This is a genomic window from Kitasatospora sp. MBT66, assembly GCF_000710405.2.
GTDB classification, from domain to species: domain Bacteria; phylum Actinomycetota; class Actinomycetes; order Streptomycetales; family Streptomycetaceae; genus Kitasatospora; species Kitasatospora purpeofusca.
Window position 1 is genome coordinate 125,295 of record NZ_JAIY01000001.1, and the last position, 24,924, is coordinate 150,218.

Here is a 24,924-nt window from a genome sequence, read left to right on the forward strand (position 1 = left end):
CGTGCCGCCGTCCACCGTCCAGTCCTCCGATCCACAGGAACGCCCGTGATCCACCTGACGCACCCCGCCACCCGCGCCGCAGCCCCCACCGGGGCGGCCCTGCTGGCCGACCTGCTCCCGCGCGACCGTAGGTCACTTGGATGGGCCGAAGCGCTGTGCTCCGGCGGGACCATCCGCAGCATCACCGACAGCGGCGCGACCGCGCGCGCTACCGCCCGGCGGGAGATCACCGCCCTGATGGACCGCTGCGGCACCTCCCTCCGTCCCCAGATCACCGCGCAGTACACCGCAGCCGACCTGGTCCCCGCCCATTGCCTGCCCCGTGAGGTGACGGACCCGTGGAACCTCGACCCGGCCGACCGGGCGCTGCTGCGCCTGCTCGCCCGCATGTCCCACTCCGAGGCCGCCGCCGAGCTCGCCCTCACCCAGGACACCGTGAGCTCGCGGGCCGCCCGGCTTCGGCGGCTGCTGCATGTGGCCACCGACCACGAGGCGACCGCGCTCGGGGCGATGCGGGGCCTGGTGCGCCCGGGCGACACCCGACCAGGACTGCCGCTGCCCGCCCCGGACCTTCCCGACGCGCTCGCCCCGGCGGTGCGGGCCGTCCTCGCCCGCCTCGCCGCCACTTCGCACGCCACCGCGCAGATCCCGCGCGCCGAGCAGCAGGTCGTGGCCGCGGCCGTCGCCCATGCCCGCGCCGGCCACCGCTCGCGGGTCCTGGTGGTCGCCGACGACGGCCCCGGGTGGGACTGCGCGATGGACACCTGGGCAGGAGCCCGCAGGGACGAGGGAAGCGTGGTGGGCCTGCGCCACCGGCCCGTCCACCCCACGGACGACGAACGGGCACTGGCGTGGACGCGACGCGGCCTGCTCGACCTGGCCGGCACCCGCCGACCGGTCACCGTTGTGGCGACGCCCGAGTCCCTGGACCTGCTGACCGCCCTGCACCACGCCCCCAGGCACCCCCTCACCCGATGGGACCTGATCGTCACAGTCGACGCCCACCGCCCCGCCAACACCGGGCACCGTTCACCAGGAGCCGCAGCCGACCCCGCGCTTCCCGCCGCGGCCCGCCTCGCCCTCACCGCCGCCCACACCCCCGTGCCGCTCATCAGTACCGCAACAGCAGTTCGGCGCAGCGTCGCGCTCGCCGGCGGGCAGGGCCGTGTGCGCGGCCACCGGCTGCTGGCCGTTCCCTGGACGGTGTCCGCGACACCGGACGAGGTGGCCGCGGTGGTCCTGGAGGCGGCGCGCCGACACGGCCTGCGGCGGGTGCAGGTCGTCTGCGGTTCGGCGACGACGTGCCAGCAGCTCGTCGACGCCGTGGCTCGGGCGGGCGAGGCCCTGCCCGGCTGGAGGCGCCCAGTGTCCTCGTGGACCGGCACGATCACCCCCGACCTGCCTGCCGGGGAGCGGGCGCAGGTGCTGCAGTCGTTTGCCGAGGGCCACGAGGAACTGCTGGTGCTCGCGGCGAGCGGCCCGGTGCGGGCAGCCGGCGCGGATGCGTTGCTGCACCTGGTCCCGCACGACGGGGCCGCGGCGGGTGAGGCCGTGGAGTGGGCCCTGGAGACCCGCGACCCGCGCGACAGTGCGCGCACGCTCGCCGTCCTGGTGCCCGTGCCCGACGAGTCCACCCCCGGCTCCGGCACCGGGCGCGCCGAGGAGGTGCTGCGGGTGTGTGCGGCGCTCGACCCCTCCCTCGCCGACCGGGCCCAGGGACATCCGGCCGGGTCGCGGTGGCCGTGGATCGACGGCGCCCCGTACCTCGACTCCGGCCGGCGCTCCCACCTCGACGCGGCCGTGCGCGCTCTGACCACAGGACAGCCGTCGTGACCGCCGACCTCGACAACGGGACGACCGCCGGGCCCGTCACCGTCGTGCCGGACGATGCCGAGCACACAGTGCTGGACCAGCTCTCCGCCGGGGTCACCCAGCGGCGATCGCCGACCGCCTCATCGAGGCGCTGCGGGCCCGCTACGGGGTGCGCACGACGTGCGGTCTCCTCGCCGAGCACTTCGCCGATCCGGCCCACCACGCCCGCTGGAGGCCAGCGGGGACTTTCCGAAATTTCGGACGACGAGCACGGACAGACACACGTGTGAGAGCGGGCGGTCAAGGGCCCGGACCAACCATCAATCCCAATGATCAGGAGAGGCACCGTACGTGGGAGCTCTGTTGTGGCCGCACCAGGAGGAGGCAACCGAAAGCGTTGCCAAGGTGCTCGCCCAAGACCGCAAAGCTGTGCTGCTGATGGCCTGCGGAACAGGCAAGAGCCGTACTGCCGCAGCGGTCGTCAACACGATGCTCGACCATCCAAGCGGCCACATCCTCGTCGGAGCGCCCACGCTGGATCTTCTCTCCCAGATGCTGCAGCAGTGGATCGACGCCTTCGGCCGCAGGTGGCTCGGCGAGATCCTGGCGGTGTGTACCGACAAGGAGCTCCTGTCGGCCCAGGTCTTCCGCGGCGGGCCGGGCGCAGGCGTCAGCAGCAACCCCGCAGACATCGCGCACCAGCTGGGACCTGACCGCAGGGTGACTACTGCGGTCACTTACCAGAGCCTGCACACCCTGGTTGCAGCCCACCGTGACCACGGGCTGCAGCCATGGGACCTGGTGATCGCCGACGAAGCGCATCGCACCGTCGGCGTCAACAACAGCTGGTCCGTGATCCACGACGAACGGCTGCTCCCGTCCCGGCTGCGCCTGTCGATGACAGCAACGCTGAAGGCGGTCATCGGAAGCGAGGACGACGAGCGGGCCGTAAGCCTGGACCGGCCGGACCAGGTCGGACCCATCGCGTACAGCCTGCCGTTCAGCCAGGCCATTGAGCGGGACTTGCTCGCGGATTACCGGCTGGTCGTCGCTACTGTCACCGACGACGACATCCGCGCGCTCGTTTCCGACGGCGGTCAGTATCTGACGATCGGCCACAGCAGCGTCGAGGCCGCCGTCTTCGCCAAGGCCATCGCGGTCCTGCGGGCCGCAGCGAAATACGGCTGCCAGCGGATGATCACCTATCACGCCACGATCGCCGCCGCCAAGGCGTTCGCGCTGGTCCTCCACCAGGCGATGGAGCACCTGCCAGCGGAGGAACGACCGGCATCGCTGTGGACCGGACACGTCAACGGCGAGCAGCGGCGCGAGACTCGCCGACGAGTCTTGGACCGGCTGCGCACCGGGACCGACGCCCTGATGGTGGTCACCAACGCGAAGCTCCTGACTGAGGGCGTCGACGCACCGGAAGTCGACTCGGTTGCCCTCATCGACGAGCGCGGCTCCGTCATCGACCTCATCCAGATCATCGGACGCGCCCTGCGCCGCGGTGACCGGAGCAGGCCCAAGACCGCCACCGTGATCATTCCCGCGCTTGTCGGTCCCAGCGACGGCGACGGGCAGGAGGCTGCCTCCGCGTCAGCAGTGCTGGCACCGGTGATGGCCATGGCTGCGGTGGACGACCGGGTTCGCGTGACGCTCGACCGTGCCAGACGGGGCCGCCACACCACCCACTCGGACTCCGGGGGCGGCCCGACCTCCTCGCTCCCGGACTGGATCTCCTTTGAGGGCAACGCGGTCCCGGAGAGATTCGTCCAGGCGATCAGGGTGTCTGCTCTCGACGCCTCTGCCTCCCGCCGCGAACACATCCTGGACGCGCTGGCCGCCTTCAAGGCCGAGGAGGGCCATCTTCTCGTCCCCCCGGACTGGGTCAGCCCCGCTGGGGTCATGGCCGGCAGGTGGCTCGCCAACATCAGGAGGAGGCCTGGCCACCTGCCCCCCGCCATCCGTCAGCGCCTGGACGAACTCGGTGTGGTCTGGAACATGCTCGACGCGGCCTGGGACCAGTTCATCACCGACCTGGCCGCGTTCAAGAAGGAGTTTGGGGATCTGCTGGTTCCGAACGCTCACGTCACCCCCGAAGGCCGCAGGCTCGGCTATCGCGTCCAGCATGCCCGAAAGGACTACGACCGCTACACCCCCGCCCAGCGCAAGCAACTGGACGACCTGGGCTTCGTCGTGAGTGACCTGGAGCGGCGCCGTCAAGCCTGGATGAAGCTCCTACGGCAGTACATCGGCGGCACCGGGCGCCGACGCGTGGTGCAGAGCTACGTCACACCTGATGGCGACAAGCTCGGCGCCTGGTTCAACGCCGTCCTCGTCAAGGCCCGCCGGGGACAGCTCCCCGATGAGCACCGAGCGGAACTCGTCGCGGTGGGAGCAGACATCCCCCTCCCGAGGGACGCTCCGAATCCTCCTGGACTCGACCCCACGCATGCCTCTACCGCCGAGCGCTGACGGTGAGGTCCGCCCTGATCGCCGTGCCGCTGCGAGGAGCCCTTCCCCGTGCGCCGGTATCTGGCCGCACGGCTGCAGATTGCCGCAGCGGCGTCGCCGCTCCGCCCCTGAATGGAGAACGCCCGGCATGACCGGAGGAATGGACGGCCCGGCCGAGCTTGCGGAGTACCTCCAGCTCAAGAAGCGGAAGGAGGAGAAGACCCGCCTGAAGGAGGAGATGAGGCTCCTGGCGGACCCCACAACGGACTTCAGCGCCCTCCAGGACCGCGTCTTCGGGCGGCTGCTGCGAGCGGTCTGCGCCGACGGCGTCGTGCCGGAGCCGTTCAGGGACGAGCTGGTGCTGCGGGTGAGCGCCGGCCGGGTCCGCGCACCGTACCTGCGCGCCCTGCTGCTCGGCGACAAGGTACCCGGCGTCATGCCGCTGGCTGTCGCGGCGTGGGAGGCGATGGCAGCGGCACCGCACAAGGCGGCCGCCGTGCTGACCGCCCACCACCAGGCCACCGACAAGTCCGCCCGGCTGGTGGTCCGCCAGGTCCCGATGTCCGGGGACGGAGTGGCCGTCCAGGCCGCCTGTCGCTCGGACAGCGGCTTCGCCCACGGTGCCGCGGCCTTCTCCCACACTCTGGAGGCGGCGCAGGACCTGGCCGTCCTGAGCCTGCTCGGACACCTCAGCGGAGCCCACCCGGTCGCACAGGTGGAGCCGGATGGGGACGGCTGGTCGCCGTACGGTGCCAAGCCGGCGGCGGAATCTCCGGCCGCTGCTCCGGAGGCGTTCCACACCGAGTTGCTGCGGCTGTGCGCGCTGGAGACGGTGGCGCCGGCGGTCCTGGCCGAGATTTCCGCCCGGGTCCGCGCGGGCGCCTTGGCAGCTCGCGACCTCCACCTGGTCCTGTTCCTGGCCGCCGGGCCGCAGTGGGAGCCGGTACGCCGGACCGCGCTGGAGGCCGCGGCGGCCCCCGGCAAGGCCCAGGCCGTGCTGAAAGCCCACGCCAAGGAGGCAGGGGCCCGCAGGCCGGTCTACCAACAGGAGCCGGCCGCGGACCCCGCCGACTTGGGGAAGCTCCATGCCGTCCGAGTCGTCTACGAGGTCGGCGAGTACGTGCACCAGGTGACCAGCGGCCTCTACCGCTCGCCGACGACGGCCCTCTCCGTCGCCGCGCTCCGCCTGCTGGCAGACCTCGCCGGCCTTCCCACGCCCGACCTCGCCGGACCGGCCGCCGCAGACCCGCAGGGAGGCAAGGACAGCATCGCCACGCTGCGCGAGATGGAGCAGGCGATGCTCCTGACCGGTCTGCGGATCGAGGACGACGACGAGCTGACCGGCACCTCGCTGATGTTCAACTGCCGTATCACGTGCAGCGCCGGAGGCCGAGACCTCAAGTCCCGCGGGAGTGGGGCGAGCACCGCAGGCGCCCGGGTCAAGGCGGCGGACGCGATGCTGCGGCTCGTTCTCGACCTCCCCACGCTCGACCCCCACCCCAAGCAGCCACCACAACTGCCGGTGAGGATGGTGGCCCCGCCGGAGCTCACCGACGGCCGGGATCCGCTGCGGGTGCTGAAAGTGCTGCGCGACCGGCGGACGATCACCGACGTGACGGAGGATGTCGGCACTCCGACCGGCCCGGCCCACAGCCCGCGGCTCCCCTGCACCTTCTCCTGCCGCGTCCAGGGCGCCGCCTACTCGGCCACCGCCCGCGCCGTCGGCAAGCAGACTGCCCGGCGCGAGGCCGCACGAGCCCTGCTGCGTCTGCTCGGCACCGTCCCCCTCCCCGCCACCGTCACCGCGCCGGCCGCACCACCGGCCCCCGAGCCCGTGCCGGTCCCGGCGCAGCGCCGCGCTCCGGCGGCGAGCGCCGCCGAGGTGGTGGCGGCCGAGCGGGCGGTGTGCGAAGTGCTGCTGGACGGTGCGGCGATGGTCGCCGAGCCGGTGGACGGCGGTGTGGCGATGGCCGTGTTCCGGGTGGACGGCGCTGCTCTGCCGGGCGGCTGCCCCGCACCGCTGCTGGAGGCCGGCATGGAACTGGTCCTCCCGCACATGGGCGTGGGCGTTCGGGCGGTGGCCGTTGCCGTCTGGCGGGTGCCGGTGCGGCTGCTGACCGGCGTCCTGGCCCGGCTGTCGGACCAGGGCCTGCATCCGTCGGTGCTGCTGTGGGCGCGGGCGACCCGGCTCGCGCTGACCGCGATCGCGGCCGGATTGCTCTACCCGACTCTGGACGCCGGCGACCGCGACGTGTGGCGCCTGGGCCCGCTCCCCGCAGGGCTGGCCGCCGAGGCCGCGGGGCTGGCCGACGCGATGCCGGCCCACGCCCACTGCGTGCCGGCCGCCCGCGCGCCGTACCGGCTGTGGGCGCCGCGCACCGTGCTGCGCCAGTACCTGGACGCCGTGGCCGAGGCGGTGGTCCGCGGGCCCGGTGCCGCCGCAGTCCTGGGGACCGGTCCGTGGAGCGGCCCGGTCCCTCGCCCGCAGCAACCGCGGTTCCGCTCCTGGTGCGACCAGGTGGAGCGCAGCATCGGCCACCGGCTGCCGGCGCTGGTCCTGACCATCCGGCAGCCGTCCGAGGGCAGCCCCCTGGACACCGACCTGCTGTGGGCCCATCTGGGCGTGCGCACCGCCACCACGCGCGGCGGGCGCCTCCACCTCGTCCCCGCCGCGGAGTACCTGCCCGTCGCGGGCTGCGACCTGGCCCGGCTGGAGCGGGTCCGAAGCGCGCTGCGGGCGGCCGAGCCCGCCTGGCCGCCGCTGGGCCGGCTGCTGGAGCAGGAGCGGCCCGGCCGGTTCACCGTCCGTCCCGCCGAAGCGGCTCTGCTCCTGGGCGAGATGGGCCAGCGCCTCACCCGGGCTGGCGTCGAGGTCGCCTGGCCCAGGCACTGGGCGATGGGGCTGCAGCTGCGCACCGTCGTCGGCTCCCGACCCGTCCCCGAGGCGACCGACGCCCCGCACCGCTTCGGCCTCGCGAACCTGCTGGACCTCCGCTGGCAGCTCGCCCTCGACGGCGACCACCTCACCGAGGCGGAGATGGACGCCATGGCCGCCTCGGGCCGGCCGCTGCAGCAGGTGCGGCGGCGCTGGGTCCTTCTCGACAGGCCCACCACCCACCGCGCCGGCCACCGCGACATCGGCACCCTCGACGTCCCGCAGGCCCTGGACGCCGCGCTGACCGGCACCGCCGCCGTCGACGGAGTGGACCACCCCTGCGATCCGGCCGGACCGCTCGCCGACCTGGTCGAAGCGCTGCGCCCCGGTGCCCGCGAACCCGTGCCCGCGCCCGCCGCCCTGACCACCGCGCTGCGCGACTACCAGGAACGCGGCATGAGCTGGCTGGCCCACACCCTGAACCTCGGCTTCGGCGCCGTCCTGGCCGACGACATGGGCCTGGGCAAGACCGTCCAGACCCTCGCGCTGCGGCTTCACCGCCGGGAACAGACCGCCCGGCCCCACCCGGACCTGATCGTCGCACCGGCGAGCATGATCACCGTCTGGCAGCGCGAGATCGCCCGCTTCGCCCCCGGCACCCCGACCCGTATCTACCACGGCCCCGAACGCACCCTCGAGGGCGTCACCGCGGACACGGTCGTCATCACCACCTACGGCACCCTGCTGCGCGACATCGACGCCCTGGCCGGCTTCCCGGTCGACCTCCTCATCGTCGACGAGGCACAGTTCGCCAAGAACCACCTGAGCCTCACCGCCCGCGCCCTGCGCCGCATCCGCAGCACACGGCGCATCGTGCTCACCGGCACCCCGCTTGAGAACCGCCTCCTGGACCTGTGGGCCGTCTGCGACCTCGCCAACCCCGGCCTCTTCGGGACAGTGCGCGCCTTCGGCGAGCGCTTCGCCCGGCCGATCGAGGCGGACCCCGGCGGCGAGGCGACCCGCCGCCTGTCCCGGCTCATGAGCCCGTTCTTGCTGCGCCGCCGCAAGAGCGACGCCCACATCCTCCAGGAACTCCCCCCGAAGATCATCTCCCACCGCTGCATCCCGCTGACGCCCGAACAGGCCGTCCTGTACGAGCGGGTGGCCCAGGAGGCGATGGAGCGCATCCGCACCGCCGAGTCGCCGCACCGGCACGCCCTGGTCCTGACGCTCCTGTCCGAGTTGCGGAAGATCTGCAACTCCCCCGCCCACTACCTGCGCGAGGAGCCGCAGGAGCCGGGCACCTACGACGTGCCGGCGGCGCGGGGCCGCTCGGGCAAGCTCGCGGCCCTCGACGAGCTCGTCGAGCAGGTCCTCCAGGAGGAGAGCGGCGGGGGCGCGCTGGTGTTCACCAACTACGCCGTGATGGGGCGGCTGCTGGTCGCCCATCTCAAGGCGCAGGGCATCGCACCCTTGTTCCTGCACGGCGGCGTCCCGCCCGGTCCCAAGCGGCAGCATCTCGTCGATGCCTTCCAGGACGGGCGCAGCCCGGTCCTGATCAGCACGATGAAGGCTGGCGGCATCGGGCTGACGCTCACCCGTGCCACGGACGCGATCCTCTACGACCGTCCCTGGAACCCGGCCGTGGAGGACCAGGCGACCGACCGCGCCCACCGCTTCGGCCAGGACGGCACGGTCCGCGTCCACCGGCTGACGACCGAGCTGACGGTCGAGGACCGCGTCGACGCCCTCCTTCACCACAAGCGGATCCTGGCTGACGCCGCCGTGCCCCATGCCGCGGAGACCGCGCTCGGAGAGCTCTCGAACGGCGAACTCGCCGACCTCATCACCCTCGGAGCACGCCCATGAACCCGCACGGCCCGTGGGCCCTGGCCTGGCAGCTCGCCGCGCAGCAGGCCGCCCTCCACCAGCACACCTTCCTCCAGGCAAGCGCGATCCACCTCGCGGGCGAAGTCGGCGACCTGAACCTGGCCGCCGGGAGAGCAACCGGGCTCGTCACCGCCCACCAGGACGAGCCGGCCCGCGCCCAGCTGGACCTCGTGCCGTTCACCGCCGACGAGCAGGCCACGCTCGGTGCCGCCCTCGCGGCCGGCACGCACCGGGAACTGCTGCTCGCCGGACACCTCCCGGCAGCACTCACCGACTCCGACCACACCGGCGGCATCAACATCACCCCCGACCCCGGGCACTTCACCTGGGACTGCTCCTGCGGCCAGGCACCCTGCCGGCACACCGCCGCCCTCGCCCACGCCGTCACCGACCGCCTCGACGCCGACTCCGCCCTCCTCCTTCTCCTACGGGGGCTTCGCGAACACCGACTCACCCAGCTCCTCCACGACCACGCCCCCGGCGCCCGCCCCAAGCGCCAACACCAGTACACCGCGCTCGTCCCCGCCCACCAGGCCTTCCAGGCCCGGCCGGCCGCGCTGCCCAGCACCCCCGCGGCATCCGAACCCCTCCAGGACCCGAACGCCGTCACGTTCGCCGACGCGCCGCTGCCCGCCTCACCCGAACCCGCCCCCGCGCTCGCCCAGCTGCGCCACCTCGCCGCCCTCGCGGCCGACGAGGCCCGGCACCTCCTGGCGGGCCGCGGCACGCTGGACAACGACCCGGTCAGCGACGCCGTCCGCATCGCCGTTGCCCTGCCCGCCGCCGGGAAAGTACCCGACCTCGCGCACCACCTCGGACTGGAACCCGACGAACTGCGCCTGCTGCTGGCCGCCCACAAGGTGGCCGGCGCGGCCGGAGTGCGGGCCGCCCGGACAGACCTCCCCGCCAACCCGGCCCTGCTGGAGCGAGCACAGCGGGCCATCGCCCCGCTCCGGCCCGCCAGCCGGGCACCCCTGTCGGCCGAGGGCAACCGGATCACCGACACGCTCGTCGGCGTCCAGGTCCGCGTCGACCCCGACGGGAACTGGCACCCGTTCACGGCGGCCGACGGCGACTGGAGGCTCGCCGGGCCGGCGGCTCAGGACGCCGCGGGCGCGTACCGCGACGCTCTCGCGTCCCGCCGGATCCGCACGAAGGGGCTCTCCCAGGACCGAGGCCGGCATGCCTGAGCTGACGGCCATCCAGGTTCCGGCGGCATCCGCATGAGCGGGTCGGTGCCGGTGAGCGGCACCTCGCAGAGGAACACGGAGCTCGAGAGGATCGTGCGGGATGAACTCGGGTGGTCGATGTCGGGTTTCGCCCAGCGGATCCGGGAGCGCTGCGCGGCCACCGGCCACCCCCGGTCCGTGAGCACCAGCACGGTGTCGCGATGGTGCGCGGGGGCGCACCCGGGGCCGGATCTGGCGGCCGCGGCGTGCTACGTCCTCGCCCAGGCGTGCAAGCGCCCAGTGACGCCCGAGCGCCTGGGGTGGCCCCCCGAGGATGTGAGGGTCGCCGAGCAGGCGCTCCAGTACGGCGATCTGACCCACGCGGTACGGATGCTGAGCCGGCTGTGGCAAATGGACGCCGTCCCCGAAAGCGCGTCGGTACGAACGATGCCGTTCGCCGCGACGCCTCCGCCGATGGAGGCGCTGGTCATGTTGCCCGACACCAAGATCGCAGGGTCCGGGCAGTACCGGGTGACCGTGGCGGACATCGAGTTTCTGGACTTACAAACCGATCTGTACGGCAGGTCGGACGCCCGGCACGGGGGAGGGAAGTTCCGCTCGGCGTTCGCCGGCTTCCTGGCCGCTCACGCCGTCCCGCTGCTCGAAGGCGGGTACAGCACCGGGCGTGGGCGGCGGCTGCTCGGCAGCGTCACCGACGCGGTGCTCGTGCTGGCGAGCATGGCCTACGACGACCAACTCACGGGCCTGGCGCAGCGGTACGACGTGCAGGCGATGCGTATGGCGCAGGCGATCGGTGATCGCGGCCGGCTGGCCCGGGGCTGCATCCACCAGGCGCGGCTGGCGGCGGTGCGAGGGGACGGCCGGGAGGTGCTGACCCACGCCCGCAGCGCTGTGGTCGCGGCCACCGGCTCTCCCGCGCTGGTGCGGGCGTATGTCGCGGTGACGGAGGCGAGGGCCTGGGCCTACAACGGGGACGCCGGCCAGTGCCGGGCGGCGGTGGAGCGGGCGCGGGCGGCGTTCAACCGGGCCGGGAGCGGGTCGGACCCGCGGTGGCTGGCGTGGCTGGACCGCCCGGAGCTGGAAGGCCAGGCCGCGTGGGCGCTGGCGATGGCCGGGCTGGTCGAGGAGGGCGGGCAGGCGCTCAAGGTGGCGATGGGCCTGTCGCCGGAGCGCACGCGCGACAGCGTGGAGCTGCTGATCACCGGTGCCGAGCTGGCCCGGCTGCGCGGGGACCGGGCGGAGCGGGAGGAACTGCTGGCGAAGGCGAAGACGACGGCGCAGCACCTCAAGAGCCGCCGGCTGGCGCGGCGCCTGGCCGACGCCGCCGCAGGCGGGCCGCTCCACGACTTCTGACCCCGGGCCGACCGGGCCGGGCAGCCGGTGGTCAGGAAGCCGGTCAGGCCGCCGTGGAGCCGAGCCAGCTGAGCCTGGAGCGGACGTCGATCGCCGCGCGGGGCCGGGCCGCCTCGCCGGGGACCGGGGTGCCGACGTACAGGTAGCCGAGCAGCTGCTCGTCGTCTCCGATGCCGAGGTGCTTGCGGACCTGCGGCGCCTCCGGGCAGGGGCCGCCGAACCAGACTCCGCCCCAGCCGCGCGCGTCCAGGAGCAGCAGCAGGGTGGTGGCCATCGCGGACGTCGCTGCCATCTGCTCCCAGCGCGGGATGGTCGGGTGGTCGCGGGGCTGGAAGACGAGGCCGAGCATCAGCGGTGCGCGCAGGTGCTTGGCGGCGATCCGCTCGGCCAGGTCGGCTGTGGGCGCGGCCTCGGCGGCGGCTTCGCCGAGCCGGGCCCGGGCGTCGCCGCAGATCGCGATCACGCGCCAGGGGCGCAGCTGCCCGTGGTCGGGCGCGGTGGCCGCGGCCGCCAGCAGGTCGAGGAGTTCGGCTTCGCCCGGGGCGGGCCCGGTGAGGCGGATGGTGCTGCGCCGGGTGCGGATCGCCGTCTCGGTGCCGGCTGCGGCGGGCCGGGTGTCGGGGGTGGAGGTCACCGGGCTGCTCCCGGGGTGCTGGGCTGGGCGGTGACCGGCACCTCGATGGGGCCCGGGGTCGTCAGGTCGGGGGCGCCGCGGGTGAGGCGGTCGAGCAGGGGCGCGGTGGCGGCGGTGGTCACGACGGCCATGAGGACCATGATCGTGAACAGGTTGGTGGAGATGACGCCGAGCTGGAGGCCGATGCCGAGGGCGACGATCTCGGTGATCCCGCGGCAGTTCATCAGGGTGCCCATCAGCGCCGACCACCGCCAGTCGCAGCCGGCCAGCCGGGCCGCCCCGGCGGCGCCGATCCACTTGCCCGCCACGGCGACGGCCAGGACCAGGGCGGCCCAGCCCCACTGGCCGGCCGGGAGGTGGGCGAGGTCGGTGTGCAGGCCGAGGTCGACGAAGAACAGCGGGAGCAGCACCGGGACGAAGACCGCCTGGAGGCGGGCGGCGGTGCGCTCGACGGCCAGCAGGCCGCGCGGCACCGTCGCGCCGAACAGGAACGCTCCGAAGGCGGGGTGGACGCCGATCCGGTCGGTGGCGCACGCGGCCAGGAGCAGCCCGGCGACCAGCAGCACCGTCACCAGGTCTTCCGAGCTGCGGGCGGCGCGCTCCAGCATCCGCTTCAGGACCTGGCGGGCCAGGGCCAGGGCTGCGGTGAGGGCGGCGGTGAGCGCGAGGGCGGTGAGCGCGTCGAGCGGGGAGCCGGCGGTGGCCAGGGCGGTGACGGCGATGAGCAGGCACCAGGCGAGCGCGTCGTCGGTGGCCGCGCACGCGAGGGCGAAGGCGCCCAGGCGCGTGGTGGCCAGGCCCCGGTCGGTGAGGATCCGGGCGAGGACGGGGACCGCGGTGATGGACAGCGCGGTGGCGACGAACAGGACGAACGGCAGCCGCTGCACGCCGGGCGGGGCGAGGGCCGGGTACATCACGACGGCGAGCCCGGCGCCGAGACCGAGCGGCAGCAGGATGCTCCCGGCAGCGACGGAGGCCACGGCTCGGCGGGTGGTCCGCAAGGAGCGGAGGTCGAGTTCCAGGCCGACGAGGAAGAGGAACGCGAGCAGGGCGATGTTGCCGAGCACCGAGGTGTAGGGCAGGACGGTGGCCGGCAGCAGGGTGTGCTGGAGGCCGGGGGCGAGCCAGCCGAGCAGGGAGGGGCCGAGGAGGATGCCGACGGCCATCTCGCCGATGACGGGCGGCTGGCCGAGGCGGCGGGCGGCCCAGCCGCCGGCCTGGCAGGCCAGCACCACGGCCGGGACGGCGAGGAGGACGAGCGAGAGCGGAGTGGACAACAGGGTCTCCGGGCGAAGGGCCGGCCTGGGGTGCGGGCTCCGCGAGCGGCCGGGCAGGGATCGACATGCAGGGCGGGCAGCTGCTCGACGGCAGCGGCGTCGAGGCCGGGCGGCGCCGCGGCACGCGCGTGCTCGGGCCGCCCGGGCCGGACGTGCGGTCAGGCCGTGGGGAACAGGGCCCGGTAGAGCGGGTTGGCCCGGAAGGGGCCGCCGTGGTGGGGGGAGGTCAGCGAGGCGTGGTGCTCCTGTCCGCCGGTGGTGCGCAGCGTGGCGGCGAGGTGGTAGTCCGGGTGGATGCCGTTGTCGCTGAGGGCTGTTTCGACGGCGAGTTCCAGGACGTCTCCGGGCGTGACAGGGACGGGCTGGTCGAAGAGCGGGAAGTAGATGCTGGCCCAGTTGGTCTTCATGTGCAGCGCGTCGAGCGGCTCTTCGTCGGGCAGGCACCAGAGGTTGAGCCAGGTGAGCACGCCGTCGACGTGGCCTGCCCGGGTGATGGCCATGCGGGTGGTCGTGCGCTGCTGCGTGCGTAGGTCGCCGTTGAAGTCGAGCACTTCGACGGGCCGGCCCTCGCAGAGGGGGGCGTCGGTGTCGGGGTTCTCGATGCGCAGCCGGATGTCGAAGGGGCTGCCGTGCCAGTCGAAGATGTGCTGCAGGTACGGCAGGGCCTCCTCCGCGAACGCGACGGGCTGGCCGGGCAGCAGGTCGGGGAGGTGGACGGGGGCGGCGAGGGTCACCGCGCGGTGCGGCACCACCAGGCCCCCGGGCGCCAGGTGGCGGTCGCGGGCGTCGGTCAGGACGGCGGCCGCGCCTTCGGCGCCGGCCAGCGAGCCGATGATCTCCGCCACGCAGACGTCGGCCCTGGGCGCGAACTGGAGGGCGGTCGACTCCCCGCGCAACAGCGTGATCAGGTCACGCTCGTCGATGGTCTCCAGGGTGCCGGCGGCCGTGCGGAAGGCGTCCGCGATGACCTCGACGGCCACCGCGGTGCGGGCTCCAACCTGCACGCTCTTCCGCGCCCACAGGAGGTCCTCACCGGTGCCGATGTCCAGGACGCGCCGGCCCGGGGCGAGCTTGGCCAGCGCGGCGAGGAAGCGCCGGTTGCGCTCGTGGTCGGTGGTCATGGTCGAGTAGAGGAAAGGGTCGTAGACGGGGTACTCGCCGACCGTCGGCCACAGGGCCGCCCTGCCTTCCCGCCCAGGCTCCGGGTCAACCTCCACGAGCACGGCCTCGCCGTGCACCTCAAGCTCTCGGGTCTCGTGCATGGTCAGCCTTTCGCGGGTGTGTCGGACTGTCGGGCGGGGTCTGCGCTCGGAGATCGGCTGCCGGTCGCCGGTCGCCGCGGCTTCGTTGGCCGGGAGCGGTGTTCGGCCGCCGGGCGGGCGCGGCGGCTCGGCCCGGCGGCCGTGCCGACCGGGCTCTGGCAGTGCGCGGCCAGGGGTCAGGCGCGCATCAGGGGCAGGGTGGTGCAGCGCAGGGAGCCGGGGATGCGGGTGACCTCGGAGTAGTCGACGGCCAGGACCTCGAGTCCGAGGGCGGTCAGGGCGGCGGCGATGCGGTCGCTGCCGGCGGCGACCACGACCGTGGTCGGGGCGATGGCCAGGACGTTGACCTGGACGGCGCGGGCCTCGGCGTCGGTGACGGGGACGAGGTGGTCGAAGTGGGCGTCGAACCAGCGGTTCTGGTCGGCGGTGAAGACCTCGCGGTGGATCAGGGCGGTGCCTGGCGCGACCACGGCGAGGTGGTCGTCGAGGTGCACGATCCCCTTGACCGCGAAGGGCACCGAAACGACCTCGCGGCCGATGCCGTACCGGGCGAGGGCGTCCTGGAGGGCGGCCGCGCCGTCGGGGCTGGTCTCCTCGCTCAGGCCGACGAGGACCCGGGTGGTGTCGGGGAGCAGGACGTCACCGCCCTCGATCGTGCCGCGCGCGAGGTCGACGGGCTGGACGCCGAGGGCGGGGTCGGTGAGGGCGTCGGCCTCGGGCAGGCGGTGTGCGGAGTTCAGGCGGGCGCGGAAGAGGAGGTGGTCGACGGCGAAGGCGATGTCGCGGGGGTAGTGCTGCACGGAGCAGCCCGGAGCGTCGGGGAGCAGGACCACGTCGGTGCCGCGGTCCCGCAGCAGGGCGATCAGCCGGTCCTGCTGTGCGCGGACGGTGGCCGGGTCGTAGGTGCCCCAGGTGCTGGTGGCCTGCTGGCGGGCGAGGACCGGGTGGACGCCGGGGCCGTCCAGGGGGCGGCTGAAGTCTCCGGCGTGGCGCAGGGCCACCCTCTCGAGGGTGCCGTACTCGGTGGCGACACGGACAGCGTGGTCCACGGGTCCTCCAGGGATCGGTGCGGGCGCGGTGGTGTGCGGGGTGGAGGCGGTCCCGGTACGGCCCGGTGGGTCTGCGGGGGCGGGCGCTGTCAGGCGAGCCCGCCCCCGCAGGGTCCGTGGGTCAGCCGGCCGCGGCGGGCTGGGCGCACTGGGCGAGCCAGGGCGCGGCCTCGGCGACCCGGTTGAGGTTCGTGGGAACCAGGGCCGGGTCGGTGCCGTAGTCGTCCAGGGCGGTGGCGAGGAAGCCGATCATCGTGTCGTCGCCGTAGTCGCGGGCGGCGAGGTGGGTTCCGCACGTTCCGCAGAATCCTCGGGCCGTCTTGCCGGGGTAGGTGTCGAACCAGGTCGGCTCGCTGCCCTCGCCGGTCCACTCCAGCCCGTCCGCCCGGAACCCGACCCACCACTGGAACGGCGCGCCGGAGCGCTTGGCGCAGTGCGCGCAGTTGCACACGTGCGGGTCGTCCACCGGCCCGGTGACGGTGAAGCGGATCCACCCGCACAGGCAGCCGCCGGAGCGGACCTTGAGGTCGGGGCCGGTTGCGGCAGCGGCGGTGGCAGTGGCAGTGGCAGTGGCAGTGGCAGTGACGACGGCGTCGGACACTAGTTCAGTTCCCTTGCGCGATAGGCCAGTTGGGTCCACCAGTGTGCCATTGCTCCGAAGATCTGCAGGAAGCCCTCCAGGGCCTGCGGCAGGTCGAGGTGGAAGAGGTCACTCTGACGGACGAACCGGGCCAGGCCCTCGATGTGGGCCTCCTCCACGCTCATGCCGCCGACCTGCGCGGCCTCGTGGCCCTCGTCGAGGTGGAGCCGGTAGTAGTAGTCCAGGTTCTTCAGCCGTGCGCCGCTGGCCTGGATGGTCAGCTCGCCGTACCGGTCGGTGATGGCGCGCAGGATCTCCGTCTCGGCGACGGCGACGCCCTCGGTGGCGTAGTAGCCGCCGGCGATGAGGCCGGTCATGTGGCTGTTCACCAGGACCTGGTGCTGGAGGACCAGCTTGGCGGTCTCGTCGGCGGGGACGTGGCCGTTGACGAGCAGGCCGAGGTCGGTGAGCAGCGCGCGGGTGTAGAGGATGTAGTGGGCGGGGACCTTGCCGGGCTCGCCGCCCTCCTCCAGGAAGTTGCGGTCGAACTCGTGCCCCAGGGCCGGGCAGGCGCCGTAGACCTGGGCGGCCGCCAAGCGCAGGAACTGCGCGTTGTGCCGGGCGAAGACCGCCAGCTCGGCGATGTACATGCGGGCCTGCGCCGCGGTGAGGGTGGCGGGGTCGACCAGGGCGCGGATCTGCCGGTAGACCGCGTCGATCATGGGCCTGAGGTGCTTGTCGACGAGGTCGTCGCCGCTGTCGCGGGTGCCCTGGAGGGTGGCGTGGATGTAGCCGCGGGTCTCCGGGTTCGCGGCCAGGTACGCCTCGACGAGGCTGGTGCCGCGCAGGGTGTCGAGCGTGGGCGCGGTGGCGGTGGTGGTCACGCGGTCTCCTCGGGCGTGGTGGTGAGGCTCAGGCCGCCGGTGGCGCCGAGCGTGCGGATCGCGGCGAGCACCTGCGGGTCGTCAGGCAGGGTGGTCGGGCCGGCGTTGAGGCGCTCGACCAGGGCGGGGGTGAGGACGGCGGGGTCGGCCGCCGTCTCGCAGCCGCGCAGGAACGCCTGCCGGCCGGTGACGATCAGCCGGTACGGGGCGCGGACGGTGACGCTCGTGCCGGGCGTGAGCTCGGCGGCGGTGAACGCCGCGGCGGCCTCGTCCCGGGCGAGGTCAAGTTCGGTCTGCTGCCAGCCGCCGTTGCTCAGGACGGTGTACCAGCGCTGGTGGGCGTGCTGGGCGGCGGCGGCCGTCGCCTGCTCGGCGGCGGCGCTGAACGCGTCGGCGGCCACCGTGCCCAGGCGGCGGGCGAGCTCGTCCGGGCCCGCGGTCAGCGGCTGCATCGGGGAGGGCCGGCCGGCGTCGGTGTCGGGCTCGCTGGCCAGGAGGTTCTCCAGCAGGTCGGGCGCGATCCAGCCGCGGGCGATCGCGGCGTCGGGGAAGGTGTAGAGGGGGATGGCGACGGAGATGCTGAACTCGTCCTGGCGGCCGACGTGGAAGACGCGCTCGGGCAGGAACAGGGCGTCGCCGGGCTTCAGGGCGAAGTGCTCGCCGTGCTCCAGCAGCCACGTGTAGTCGCCGTACAGCGGGTCGCTGCCGCCGGTGAGCTTGCGGTACTCCTCGGCCGACCAGCAGTAGAAGTCCTTGGTGCCGGGCCCGTAGTGGGTGAGGAACGCGTTCTCGTAGCCCTCGTGGACGCCGAACGCGGTCCCGGAGTAGTTGCCGACGAAGGCGACCAGTTCGGCGCCGCCGGCCGGGACGCCCCATCCGTCGATCAGCGCGCCGACGAACTCGCCGAGGCCCGCGGCAAGCGGCTCGGAGACGCTCTCCAGGGTGTTGAGGACCAGGCTGAACCGCTCCGCGCCGACCTGCTCCTGCATCCACGCGACGAAGTCGCCCTCCGCCCAGCCGTCGGCGGCCAGGACCTTGTCCACCAGGTCGGGGCGGTGCTCCTCCCCCACGTACACCCGGGCGTTCGCGGTGATCTCCACCCCGTCGGCATGGGCCCGGCGGATCGCGGCGAAGCCCTCCAGCACGCTGGCGGCGTTCGCCGCCGAGGTGGGGACGACGCCCTTGAACAGGTACGGGCGCCTCATGCCGTCGGTCCTGGCGGGCAGGGTGTCGGTCCAGAACTCGCGGGGCGGGGGCCACTGTCCGGGGGTGCTGCTCATGGCCGGGGTACTCCTTCGGGTTCGCGGCCGCGCAGGTAGCGGCCGGGCGGGCGTGCACGGGGTGCGGGCCGGGGCGGACTACGCGGCGAGGTAGTCCTCGGGGCCGCCGTCGCGGACGGTGTCGAGGGTGAAGCAGTGGTGGCCGCCGCCGAACAGGCGTCGGTGGCGGTGCCGGACCGGGACGACGGTGAAGCGGCGCTGCTCCAGCACCTTGATCAGCTCCGGGTAGAGGGAGTTGACGACGACTGTGTTCTCGTCGATCGACAGCACGTTGATGTCGATGTACCGGGACGCGGTGGGAACCACGAACCCGAGCCCGTCGTAGTCCTGCTCGGGCACCGAGCTCGGCGGCGGGTAGATCGCCTCCCAGCCACGCATCGCCTCCGGCAGGAGCTCGAGGTAGCTCGGGTCGCGCAGCAGCATCAGGCCCGGGCGCAGCGGGACGACGATGGAGTCGACGTGGTTGTCGGCGATCCCCGGCAGCCGGTGCCAGCGCAGCTGGGGGAAGGTGCGGGCCAGCCACTGGAAGGCGAGCTCGTGGTTGTGGTTGGCGACGTTGACCAGCACGTCGCGGCCCAGGCGGACGCACTGCGCGCCGTCGAAGACCATCTCCAGGCCCAGACCGTCGATGGGCAAGGCGTCCTCGCCGGCCATCGCCGCGGTGACGTCGACGCCGTGCCGGTCGAAGTAGGCGGTGTCCAGGGAGTGGGCGGCGAGCGCGGGCCGCGGCATGGCCAGCCAGTTCGAGCCCTGCTCGAAGTAGCGGGTGAAGTGCGCCTTGAGGTGGTCGTTCTCGAATACCCGGCCGCGGATGTGTGGCGCGGTCTCCACGATCGTCTCCCCGAGGACGACCGTGTTGTCGCGGACGTTCAGCGGCGGCGTCGCACCGCTGCTCCACCACGGGGAGGAGACCTGGACGTCCTTGCCGGGGGCCGAGGGGCGCAGTACGCGCACCCCGCAGCCGGCCAGGGCGTCCGCGAAGCCGGTGACGTCCTCGATCAGCTCGTCGACGATCTGCTGCGGGATCGTCAACTGCCTCTGGCCGTCGGGCAGGTGCGGGGCGACGTTCTCGTAGTAGAACAGCCGCCAGCTGCTGTCGGCGTCGTGCGCGGTGTAGTGGTCAGCACGGCCGACGACGACCTCGCGCAGCCGGGTGAAGTCGTCGAAGCTGTGCACACCTTGGGTGGGCGGGTCGAGCTGGGACTGGGGCTTGGTCATGGGGTGGCCGCCTCCTCGGCGGCGGGTGCCGGCACGGCCCGGGCGGGCAGGGGGTGCCGCCCGGACCGCGCTGCGGCGGACCGGTCGTTGGTGGTGAGAAAGAGGCTGAGCGGTCAGGCGGCCGTGCGTTCGGCGGCCGGGGCCCGGCGCGGTGCGGGCCGGGCGGTGAGGCGGGCGATGACGTCCTCGATCACGCACGGCACCTCGGGGGTGGAGCGGCGGCGGAAGAAGTAGCCGGAGCACCACGGCACCTCGCTCCAGCGCTCCAGGCGCCCAGAGAGGAGGGCGGTGGCCTCGGGCAGGCGCCGCCAGGGGATCTTGGGGCACCAGTGGTGCACGGGGTGGTGCATGTCGTCGAGGTGGCCGCCGAGCAGGTGCCGGGTGAGCCAGTGCGAGGACCAGCCGCGGGTCTGCAGCAGCACATCGTCGTCCTCGATCAGGCCGGCGTGGTTGCCGAGGTCAGTGATCCAGGTGACCACCGGCCGTACGAACACCAGCGGGACCAGCCAGTACAGCAGCAGATCGCCGAGGACGCCGAAGGACCAGCACGCGGTGGCGACGCCGGCCCACAGCACCGCGCGGGCGGCCGGCGCCCACCGGCTCTCCCGCGGACCGCGGGTGACCAGCGTGCGCAGCGCCGACGTCGGCAGCCGCCACAGCGCGGCCCCGCCGATGACCCGCACCACGAACGCGGTCCTGGTCACCGGGGCGCGAACGGTGTGCAGGCGCCCGGCCCGGTAGGACTGGAACATCGGATCGGCTCCGCTGCCGAGCTGCGCGTGGTGCACGCCGTGGGTGGCCCGGTAGGGCCGCAGCCCCTCGCCGAGCAGCCCGGTCAGCAGGTACCCCACCAGGCGGTTGCCGCGCGCGGTGGCCAGCAGCTTGGCATGGACGCACTCGTGCGCCAGGTTCGAGATGTGCCGCTGACGCACCCCGATGTACAGCACAGCGAGCAGCGGGCCGACGACGTGCCCCACCAGGGAGCCCGCGAACCCCACCGCGACAATCGCGCCGACGTCCAGCGCGACATCCCGCAGGCCGACGCTCGGGGCGCCGCACAGGCTCTCCAGCTCGCCGATCAGCTCCGGCCCCAGCGCCTGCCGGACCGGACCGGACGCGCCGGTCGAGTGCCGGGTGCGCCTCGGTGTCTTCTCGCGCCGGGGTATCGACCACCGGCCGGGCCTGCCCATCTGCTCTCCTTCGAACATCACTGAGGGCTGGGTGTCGGCCTTTCGTGCACCGCTGTCGGTGGGCGGGGCGCCCCGCCCACCGACAGCAGCACGTCAGCCGATCAGGACGATCGGAGTCAGGCGGCTCTACCTTCTGAGCCGGGTTGATCGAGCCATTCGTAAGGTTGGGTCGCCCAGGGGTGCTGGGTGTGGCTATCAGGCGGCTGCCGTTTCGTGGCTTGCGTCGCTTTGCCGCCCGGTGCCCCACGACGACTCGGCCGCCGATTAGGAAGTGCGAGCAAGTCGCTGAGTAGAGCAATGCCGGCGAGGTCGTCCGTGGTACGAACAGCACGAACACGCACGTCAGGAGCATGATGAGCCGGATATGGGCGGGGATCGACAGCGGCAAGGGCCACCACCACGGCCTGGCCCTGGACACCGAGGGCAAGACCCTGCTGTCGCGGCGGGTCGCCAACGACGAGCCCGAGCTGCTGCAGCTGATCGGCGATGTTCTCGCCCTGGCCGGCGGCGATCGGGTGACCTGGGCGATCGACATGACCGGTGGGGAGCCGGCCCTGCTGCTGAGCCTGCTCGTCGCGCAAGGCCAGGAGGTCCTGTACATCCCCGGCCGGCTGGTGAACCGGGCATCCGACGGCTACCGCGGCGAGGGGAAGACCGACGCCCGCGACGCCTACGTGATCGCCGACCAGGCCCGGATGCGGCGCGACCTGCAGCCCGTCCGTCCCGGTGACGAGGCTGCGATCGAGCTCAGGCTGCTGACCGGCCGACGGGCCGACCTGGTCGAGGACCGAACCCGGGCTGTCAACCGCCTGCGCGGCACTCTGCTGAGCATGTTCCCGGCCCTGGAGAGGGCCCTGGACGTGACCAACACCGGTCCGCTCAAGCTGCTGACCGGGTACCAGACCCCGGCCGCGATCCGCCGCACCGGCGTCGCACGGCTGACGAAGTGGCTGGCCAACCGCAAGGTCCGCAACGCCAGAGCCCTCGCCGAGGCGGCCGTCGAGGCCGCCGAGCGCCAGTACACCTCCGTCCCCGGGGAGAAGACCATCGCCAGGCTGGTCCACACCCTGGCCGAGGGGGTGATGGCCCTCAACGAGCAGATCGCCGAGATGGACAAGCTCATCGAGGGCCGGTTTCGAGAGCACGAACTCGCCGGCATAGTCGAGAGCGTCCCCGGTATCGGCATCGTGCTCGGCGCCGAGTTCCTGGCCGGCGTGGGCGGCGGTCTGGACGGCTTCGCCTCCCCGGACGCCCTGGCGGCGTTCGCCGGCGTCGCACCGGCGCCCCGCGACTCCGGCAAGGTCAGCGGGAACCTGCACCGGCCAACCGTCTACCACCGCAGACTCCAACGCGTCTTCTACACCTCCGCGTTGGTCAGCATCCGGTGCGACCCGAACTCGCGGAAGTTCTACGACCGCAAGCGCGCGGAGGGCAAGCGGCACGTCCAAGCCGTGATGGCCCTGGCCCGCCGACGGGTCAACGTTCTCTGGGCCCTGATCCGTGACCGACGGTGCTACCACGTCACACCTCCAGTGACCACGGCGGCTTGACAACGACATTAGGAAGCGGCGCCCGGCCGCATGCCGAGCTTGATGCCCGGGCGCATGCCGAGCTTCACGGAGGCGCCGGGGCGCATGCCGAGCTTCACGGTGCCGTCGCCGGGGCGCATGCCGAGCTTCAGGGTCTGGTCCATGGGTTCTCCTCTCGGGCCGCGGGCATGCCGCAGCCACGCGTGGTGAATCGGATGGTCGAGCCGCAGACGAGCAGGCTCGAAGGAGCCGGCCGGGGCGCTGCGCCGTAGCGCCGGTGACCCGTCGCGCCGAGTGGCCGTGCCATCACGCTAGGACCGGACCGGGGGCGGCGGCAACGGGTCGTGCCGTTGCGTCGGATGCGCCGGACCGTTGCGTCCCCGTTGCGTCCATCACGCCGATGACCTGGGCAAACGCCTGCCGGTGCGGCGGGAATCGCCGACACCGTCCACGGGTCGGCCCCTCGGTCGATGCGCGTGGTCTTCTGTCCCGCGGCAGCGCGCGACTACCTTGAGGCGCTCCAGGGCGTCCGCTCCGCCCGGGTCGCCACCCCATGGTCAACTCCCTTTTCTTGTAACCCTGTTGAGAGGAAGTGCGCATGTCTGCGCTGTCCGGTCCCATTCGTCTCAAGGCCGACGTGCTGCACGGCCTGCGGACCCTGCTGCACGAGGAGCGCTTCACCGAGGTGGTCACCCCCGTCGCCCGCCGGGCCGACCTCGGGCCCGGCCGCCGCGTCCCCGCCGCCCTCCACGAGGGCCGGCACCTGCGCGCGATGATCGGCCCGGCGCTGCGCGTCAACGTCCGCGCCGACCTCCCGCGGGTGTACGAGATCGGCCCCTGCTTCCGCCCCGAGGCCCCCGACGCCCTCCACGCCTCCGAGTTCACGATGCTCGACCTGTACGCCGCCGGCCTCACCTTCGAGGGCCTGATCGACCTCGCCTGGCGCCTGGTCGGCCCGCACCTGACCGCCTCCACCCCCGACCGCCTCTCGATCGCCGACCACGTCCGCGACGCATTCGGCATCGACCTGCGCACCGAGCCCCTCGGCGACCTGCACCCGCGCATGGCCGCCCGGATCGGCGCCGATCCGGGCGAGCCGTTCCGCGACGTCCTCGGCCTCTACATCGCCCGCGAACTCGAGGCCGGCACCACTGGCCGCGCGGTGTTCCTGACCGACTACCCGACCGGCGGCGACGAGCCCTGCGCCCGCCTGGCCCCCGGCACCACCGCCGTCCTGGAGAGGTTCGAGCTGATCGTCGACGGCGTCGAGCTCGTCCACGGCTACACCGACGAGACCGACACCGCGGCCTTCACCGACCGCGCCAAGGCCGTCGGCCTCTACGATGCCGAGCAGCAGCTCGCCCTGGACGCCGTCGAAGCCGGAGCCGTCCCCGCGGACACCGCAGGCCTTGGCATCGGCATTGAGCGGCTGTGCGCCGTGTCCGCCGGGCTGCGCGACATCACCCCCTTCCTCCAGTCCCCCCAGTTCTGACCCCGGCACCCACCCTGGACCTGGAGGCACGATGGACCTCGCGATCACCCCGCTGCCCGGCGGCTTCGGCGCCCGCGTCGAGACGGACCTCGCCCGCACGGCCGGCCCCGCCGCGGCGCGCACGCTCACCGATCTCCTGCACCAGCACCGGGTGCTGGTTCTGCCCAGCCAGCACCTCAACCACGCCGACCTGCTCGCCGCGGCCGCCCTGTTCGACGACGTCGACACCGCCACCGACCGCCGGTACACCGTCCCCGGGTTCCCCGGCCTGACCGTCGTCTCCAACATCCACGACCAGGACGGTCGGCCGATCGGCATCTACGACGGCGACGACGAGGAGGAGTGGCACGCCGACAACTCATTCAAGCCGCAGCTCACCGCCGCCACCCTGCTCTACTCGGTCATCACCCCCGGCGAGGGCGGCGAGACCCGCTTCGCCGACGCCACCCGCGCCTACGCGGACCTTCCGGTCGACCTCCGGAATCGGGTCGACGCTCTGAGCGCCGTCCACTCCGCCCAGCACCTGGGCGCCCAGCAGGCCGACGCCGCCGGCGGCCGCTCCTCCACCCAGGCCGGCACCCTCGCGCTCCTGCCCGAGGTCATCCACCCCCTTGCCCCCGTCCACCCCGTCACCGGCACCCGCACCCTGCTGCTCGGCTCCATGGTGATCCCCCGCATCGAGGAGCTTTCCGACGCCGAAGGCCAGGCGCTGCTGGACGACCTCCTGACCCGCACCACCAGCCCCGACTACCTCTACACCCACCGCTGGAGCCAGGGAGACCTGGTCGTCTGGGACAACCTCGCGGTGCTGCACACCGCCTCCCCCTGCGACAGCTCCCGTCACCAGCGGCTGCTGATCCGCGCCGCCGTCCGCCAGGCGACACGCCGCCCGAGTCCTCCTCACGGGGGAATCCCCACCGAGTCGCCCGCCACCGCGCCGACCCACCACTAG

General features: G+C 73.3%; 18 protein-coding genes. 8 read left to right on the plus strand and 10 right to left on the minus strand.

Annotated elements, in window-relative coordinates:
• Nucleotides 1–45 precede the first annotated feature (45 nt).
• The 5 genes from BI06_RS00620 (at nucleotide 46) to BI06_RS50140 (ending at nucleotide 11,577) form a co-directional block, all read left to right on the plus strand.
• Entirely contained in the window at nucleotides 46–1,833 is a 1,788-nt protein-coding gene (locus BI06_RS00620) for an AsnC family protein (protein ID WP_043463652.1), read from the plus strand.
• Between the two features lie 330 nt (nucleotides 1,834–2,163).
• Nucleotides 2,164–4,290, plus strand: a complete 2,127-nt coding sequence (locus BI06_RS00625; RefSeq protein WP_051740046.1) for a DEAD/DEAH box helicase — start codon at nucleotides 2,164–2,166, stop codon at nucleotides 4,288–4,290.
• Nucleotides 4,291–4,417: 127 nt separating this feature from the next.
• Complete coding sequence (locus BI06_RS45745) at nucleotides 4,418–9,013, plus strand: SNF2-related protein (protein WP_149030203.1); 4,596 nt, start codon at nucleotides 4,418–4,420, stop codon at nucleotides 9,011–9,013.
• A complete protein-coding gene (locus BI06_RS00635) occupies nucleotides 9,010–10,224 on the plus strand; it encodes a hypothetical protein (protein ID WP_043463655.1) in 1,215 nt (404 codons plus the stop codon). The genes BI06_RS45745 and BI06_RS00635 overlap by 4 nt, the downstream gene beginning before the upstream one ends.
• 177 nt (nucleotides 10,225–10,401) lie before the next feature.
• Nucleotides 10,402–11,577, plus strand: a complete 1,176-nt coding sequence (locus tag BI06_RS50140) for a transcriptional regulator (protein ID WP_158516356.1) — start codon at nucleotides 10,402–10,404, stop codon at nucleotides 11,575–11,577.
• Between the two features lie 43 nt (nucleotides 11,578–11,620).
• Here the strand turns inward: BI06_RS50140 and BI06_RS00645 are convergent, their stop codons facing one another.
• From BI06_RS00645 to BI06_RS00685, 9 genes are all read right to left on the minus strand, one after another.
• Nucleotides 11,621–12,211 (minus strand): nitroreductase family protein, encoded by a 591-nt coding sequence (locus BI06_RS00645; protein WP_051740048.1) that lies wholly within the window; start codon nucleotides 12,209–12,211, stop codon nucleotides 11,621–11,623.
• Nucleotides 12,208–13,488 (minus strand): cation:proton antiporter, encoded by a 1,281-nt coding sequence (locus BI06_RS00650; RefSeq protein WP_043463662.1) that lies wholly within the window; start codon nucleotides 13,486–13,488, stop codon nucleotides 12,208–12,210. Before BI06_RS00650 ends, BI06_RS00645 begins: the two co-directional genes overlap by 4 nt.
• 158 nt (nucleotides 13,489–13,646) lie before the next feature.
• The gene (locus BI06_RS00655; RefSeq protein ID WP_043463665.1) at nucleotides 13,647–14,750 is read right to left on the minus strand and encodes a hypothetical protein; all 1,104 of its coding nucleotides are present in this window, start codon (nucleotides 14,748–14,750) and stop codon (nucleotides 13,647–13,649) included.
• A 176-nt stretch (nucleotides 14,751–14,926) separates the two neighbouring features.
• Nucleotides 14,927–15,799, minus strand: a complete 873-nt coding sequence (locus BI06_RS00660; protein WP_043463668.1) for a dimethylarginine dimethylaminohydrolase family protein — start codon at nucleotides 15,797–15,799, stop codon at nucleotides 14,927–14,929.
• A 121-nt stretch (nucleotides 15,800–15,920) separates the two neighbouring features.
• Nucleotides 15,921–16,400 (minus strand): GFA family protein, encoded by a 480-nt coding sequence (locus BI06_RS00665; RefSeq protein ID WP_082558163.1) that lies wholly within the window; start codon nucleotides 16,398–16,400, stop codon nucleotides 15,921–15,923.
• Nucleotides 16,400–17,263: a DUF3865 domain-containing protein gene (locus BI06_RS00670; RefSeq protein WP_233289962.1), complete on the minus strand. Its 864-nt coding sequence runs from the start codon at nucleotides 17,261–17,263 to the stop codon at nucleotides 16,400–16,402. Before BI06_RS00670 ends, BI06_RS00665 begins: the two co-directional genes overlap by 1 nt.
• Complete coding sequence (locus tag BI06_RS00675; RefSeq protein WP_043463671.1) at nucleotides 17,260–18,543, minus strand: hypothetical protein; 1,284 nt, start codon at nucleotides 18,541–18,543, stop codon at nucleotides 17,260–17,262. Before BI06_RS00675 ends, BI06_RS00670 begins: the two co-directional genes overlap by 4 nt.
• A 78-nt stretch (nucleotides 18,544–18,621) precedes the next feature.
• A complete protein-coding gene (locus BI06_RS00680) occupies nucleotides 18,622–19,761 on the minus strand; it encodes an inosamine-phosphate amidinotransferase 1 (protein WP_051740049.1) in 1,140 nt (379 codons plus the stop codon).
• A gap of 113 nt (nucleotides 19,762–19,874) precedes the next feature.
• On the minus strand, nucleotides 19,875–20,951 hold the full coding sequence (locus tag BI06_RS00685) for a fatty acid desaturase (protein ID WP_051740050.1): 1,077 nt from the start codon (nucleotides 20,949–20,951) through the stop codon (nucleotides 19,875–19,877).
• Nucleotides 20,952–21,304: 353 nt separating this feature from the next.
• Between BI06_RS00685 and BI06_RS00690 the strand changes: the two genes are divergently transcribed.
• Nucleotides 21,305–22,501: an IS110 family transposase gene (locus BI06_RS00690; RefSeq protein WP_043463675.1), complete on the plus strand. Its 1,197-nt coding sequence runs from the start codon at nucleotides 21,305–21,307 to the stop codon at nucleotides 22,499–22,501.
• An 8-nt stretch (nucleotides 22,502–22,509) separates the two neighbouring features.
• On the opposite strand, the gene BI06_RS54570 is transcribed toward BI06_RS00690, so the two are convergent.
• Entirely contained in the window at nucleotides 22,510–22,644 is a 135-nt protein-coding gene (locus tag BI06_RS54570; RefSeq protein ID WP_255360170.1) for a hypothetical protein, read from the minus strand.
• A gap of 434 nt (nucleotides 22,645–23,078) precedes the next feature.
• Between BI06_RS54570 and BI06_RS00695 the strand changes: the two genes are divergently transcribed.
• Nucleotides 23,079–23,972 carry an amino acid--tRNA ligase-related protein gene (locus BI06_RS00695; RefSeq protein ID WP_043463678.1) on the plus strand — a complete coding sequence of 298 codons (894 nt, stop codon included), beginning with the start codon at nucleotides 23,079–23,081 and terminating at the stop codon, nucleotides 23,970–23,972.
• Between the two features lie 31 nt (nucleotides 23,973–24,003).
• Nucleotides 24,004–24,924 carry a TauD/TfdA family dioxygenase gene (locus BI06_RS00700; protein ID WP_051740051.1) on the plus strand — a complete coding sequence of 307 codons (921 nt, stop codon included), beginning with the start codon at nucleotides 24,004–24,006 and terminating at the stop codon, nucleotides 24,922–24,924.

What these genes read in the sequence shown, in the direction of transcription:
- BI06_RS00655 (WP_043463665.1), bottom strand. Translation starts at nt 14,750, where the DNA reads ATGCACGAGACCCGAGAGCTTGAGGTGCACGGCGAGGCCGTGCTCGTG.
- BI06_RS00675 (WP_043463671.1), bottom strand. Translation starts at nt 18,543, where the DNA reads ATGAGCAGCACCCCCGGACAGTGGCCCCCGCCCCGCGAGTTCTGGACC.
- BI06_RS00690 (WP_043463675.1), top strand. Translation starts at nt 21,305, where the DNA reads ATGAGCCGGATATGGGCGGGGATCGACAGCGGCAAGGGCCACCACCAC.
- BI06_RS00695 (WP_043463678.1), top strand. Translation starts at nt 23,079, where the DNA reads ATGTCTGCGCTGTCCGGTCCCATTCGTCTCAAGGCCGACGTGCTGCAC.
- BI06_RS00700 (WP_051740051.1), top strand. Translation starts at nt 24,004, where the DNA reads ATGGACCTCGCGATCACCCCGCTGCCCGGCGGCTTCGGCGCCCGCGTC.
- BI06_RS54570 (WP_255360170.1), bottom strand. Translation starts at nt 22,644, where the DNA reads ATGGACCAGACCCTGAAGCTCGGCATGCGCCCCGGCGACGGCACCGTG.
- BI06_RS45745 (WP_149030203.1), top strand. Translation starts at nt 4,418, where the DNA reads ATGACCGGAGGAATGGACGGCCCGGCCGAGCTTGCGGAGTACCTCCAG.
- BI06_RS00635 (WP_043463655.1), top strand. Translation starts at nt 9,010, where the DNA reads ATGAACCCGCACGGCCCGTGGGCCCTGGCCTGGCAGCTCGCCGCGCAG.
- BI06_RS00685 (WP_051740050.1), bottom strand. Translation starts at nt 20,951, where the DNA reads ATGGGCAGGCCCGGCCGGTGGTCGATACCCCGGCGCGAGAAGACACCG.
- BI06_RS00680 (WP_051740049.1), bottom strand. Translation starts at nt 19,761, where the DNA reads ATGACCAAGCCCCAGTCCCAGCTCGACCCGCCCACCCAAGGTGTGCAC.